This is a genomic window from uncultured Thiocystis sp. (assembly GCF_903866365.1).
Taxonomy (GTDB): domain Bacteria; phylum Pseudomonadota; class Gammaproteobacteria; order Chromatiales; family Chromatiaceae; genus Chromatium.
In genome coordinates this window covers 1-3,008 of the sequence record NZ_CAIPNF010000130.1, presented here as the reverse complement: position 1 = coordinate 3,008, position 3,008 = coordinate 1, and the positions used below count along the sequence as shown (strand labels likewise).

The following is a 3,008-nucleotide window of genomic DNA, read 5'->3' as shown; positions in this document are numbered from 1 at the left end:
CGCTCCGCCAACCAGCGGCAGGGATTGCTGCGGGACGATCAGCGCCGCCGTTTCCAGCCGCTCGAAGCCCATGTTCTGCACCATGCGATCCTTGAGCGTGGCGGCGGCCTGCGCGAAATTCTCCGCGACGATATGGGCGTAGGCCCGATTCAGGGTCTCCTGCTGGCGTGTCCTGGCATAGGGCATCCGCAGCACCCGCCCCAGCAACTGCTCGACATCCTTGGCCGAATTGACCGATTGCAGCGAGGCCAGCACATAGGCGAACGAACAATCCCAGCCTTCCTTCAAGGCTTCGACGGTGATGACCACGCGCACCGGACAGGCGCGATCGAACAGATCGATCCCGTCCAATTCCTTCTGTGATCCCGTCGCGATCGCGATCTGGCGTTCCGGGATGTTCTCCTGTTCGATCAGGTGCTGGCGCACGACCTCGACGGTCGCCTCGTTGCCTTTCGGCGCCGCCTGCACCAGCAGGATCGGACGGATGTAATCGGTTTCCTGCTGGGCCGCCAGTTCCAGCCGATCGCGGGTGAGCACCGCATCGCGCAGACAGGCGCGCCAGCCGTCGGGATGCTCGGCCAGCACGATCGGCAGCTTGATCATCTGCTCGGTCTTCAACTCCTGGGCCGACACATGGTAGAGCACATTGTTTCCGGTCACCGGCGTGGCCGTCAGCTCGATCACGCAGCTTGGATTGAGCCGCCCCAGCGTCTTGAAAAAGCGGTCGGTGCGGTTGTTGTGCGCCTCGTCGACGATCACCAGCGGCTGTTGCAGATGCAGCCAGTTGGCGACCGAATGCTTGACCCGGCCCAGATCGGCGGTCGTCAGGAAAGGTTGCGCTTGCAGATCCGCCTCGGTGACGCGCTCCAGATCGTCGGATACGTTGGCGGGTAGGTTGTCGAAATGCGGCGCCAGCTCCTCAAAGAAGGAATAGACCGTGCGCTGCGCCGTGTTCGTCACGTTGAACGACTGAATGGTTGCCACCACCACAATACAGTTCTTGCCCACATCGTGCGGGCCGATGGTTTGCAGGCTGTCGAGATCGCACACCCGCATCCGATCCCCGAAATAGCCCGCCAGGGCTTGCCGGTAAGGATGACGCGCGTTGGTCAGCGCCGCCAGGGTTTGCGAGCGGATCGTGTCCGATGGCGTCAGCCAGAGCGCCACCGGCGCATCGCTGTCGCGGAACGTCTTGCCCGCCAGCGCCACGGCATGCGCCGCCAGCACCGTTTTTCCGCCCCCCGTGGGAATGCGCAGACAGACGCATGGCGCGGTGTCGAAGATCGGATGATACCGCTCGTCGTCGCGCTGCTGTCCGGCCAGCATCGCGTGAAAGGCATCCGCTATCGGTACGGAGCGGCAGGCTTGAAGGAACTGGACCAGCGCGTCCAGTGCGTTCCGTTGGTAGATTTTGAGTTCAAACATAGCGTTAACGCATCTTCACATCGTAGGGAATCTGCTTGAACGCAATGTTCTCGGCAGCCAGACGGACCGCGCCCACGCGGGAGGTTTCGCCGTAGATGACGCGCGGACCGGCATGGGGCGATAACGACGTCAGCCTGTCGAGAACGGCGTGCGTCAACACATTGCCGCCCGCTGGCCGGCGATCTCCCAAAATGCCGTTATAAAGCAGGTAATAAGCAGTGCCGTTCTGGATGCCCAACAGCGGATTGTCGAACGTCCGTTGACCCGGCTCGCCGGTCTCGAAATGCCAGAGGTAGGCCGCCAGCGTCGCGAAGCAAACGGCGGGATGGATGTGACCCCGCGCATCGAAGGCCACCTCGCCCAGCGTACAGAAGCGGAAGCCGCCGCCGCCCGTCCAGCCCACGGCCTCGCTGATCCCGCCCTGCTCGCCGTCGATGACTTTTTGCAGGCGCGGAATGCAGTGGGTGCGGGCGTGCTCGCCCATTTCGATGCCGATCCAACGGCGGTTCATTTTGTGCGCGACGGCGGCGGTGGTGCCGGAGCCGATAAAGGAATCTAAAACGAGGTCGTTGGGGTTGGTGGCGATTTCCAGAATACGCTTAATGAGGCGCTCAGGTTTTGGTGTGTCAAATATCTTTTCGCTGTTGAATACTCTAACTTCCAGCTTTGCTTCGTGGTTATGCCCCACTTCTTGATTTGGCCAAAATGTGGCTGGCGGTCGAGTTGGATTCTCTTCAATGTATTGCTTAACATAAATTTCCCAGCGATTTTCCTTTTTGATAAATTCCAACTCGTAGAGTTTATTCGCCACATTTTCTTTCTTCCAGCGCCAGCGGCCTTCTATGCCATCAGGTTTGATAGGCCAAATTTCCAAACCATCTGGCGCTTGGATCGGATACCACATTGAGGGACGATCCCGTCTTAACGATTCAGATCCTTCTTTTCTCAAAGACCTGCGGCGATAATATTTTTTGACATACTCATCAAAGAAACCGAATTGTGCCGCATTTTGATCCTTGCATATTTGAAGCGGCGTAAATTTCCCCGTCTTTCCATAAATCAGTAGGTGATCATGAGATGTGCTAAATCCTCTTGCATCCATTCGCTCGCTATACACTTTCTGCCAAAAACAATTGGCTACAAAATTCTTCCGACCAAACACCTCATCCATCAGCACTTTCAAATAGTGCGCTTCGTTGTCATCGATCGACACCCAAAGACTTCCGTCCTCTGCCAACAGATCGCGCAGCAGCACCAGTCGGGGATACATCATCGACAGCCACTGGCTATGTTCGAGCTTGTCGTCGTAGTGCTCGAAGGCGCTTTGCGTGTTGTAGGGCGGATCGATGAAGATGCACTTCACCTGTCCCGCGTAGAACGGGATCAGCGCCTTGAGAGCCAGCAGATTATCGCCCTGGATCAGCAGATTATCCCCGTCCGCAGTAACTTCTCAATAACTCACGGCACAGCCTGAGCGGCCAAGATCCGTTCGCGCACGATTTCCGGCAAGGGCGGGATGTCTCCGATTTGCCCGATGCGGTCATTGAGGTAGTCCCAGAAGGAAATCCCGAGCTTGCGGCAGG

Annotated in this window: 2 protein-coding genes; both read right to left on the bottom strand. The window is 58.2% G+C overall.

Features of this window, described 5'->3' with window-relative positions; translation table 11 throughout:
- The coding region (locus tag QZY07_RS07870; RefSeq protein WP_295401366.1) for a DEAD/DEAH box helicase family protein at nt 1-1,425 on the bottom strand (1,425 nt) is incomplete at its 3' end.
- Nucleotides 1,426-1,429: 4 nt separating this feature from the next.
- Nucleotides 1,430-2,788, bottom strand: a complete 1,359-nt coding sequence (locus QZY07_RS07865) for a site-specific DNA-methyltransferase (RefSeq protein WP_295401364.1) — start codon at nt 2,786-2,788, stop codon at nt 1,430-1,432.
- Between the last annotated feature and the right edge of the window lie 220 nt (nt 2,789-3,008).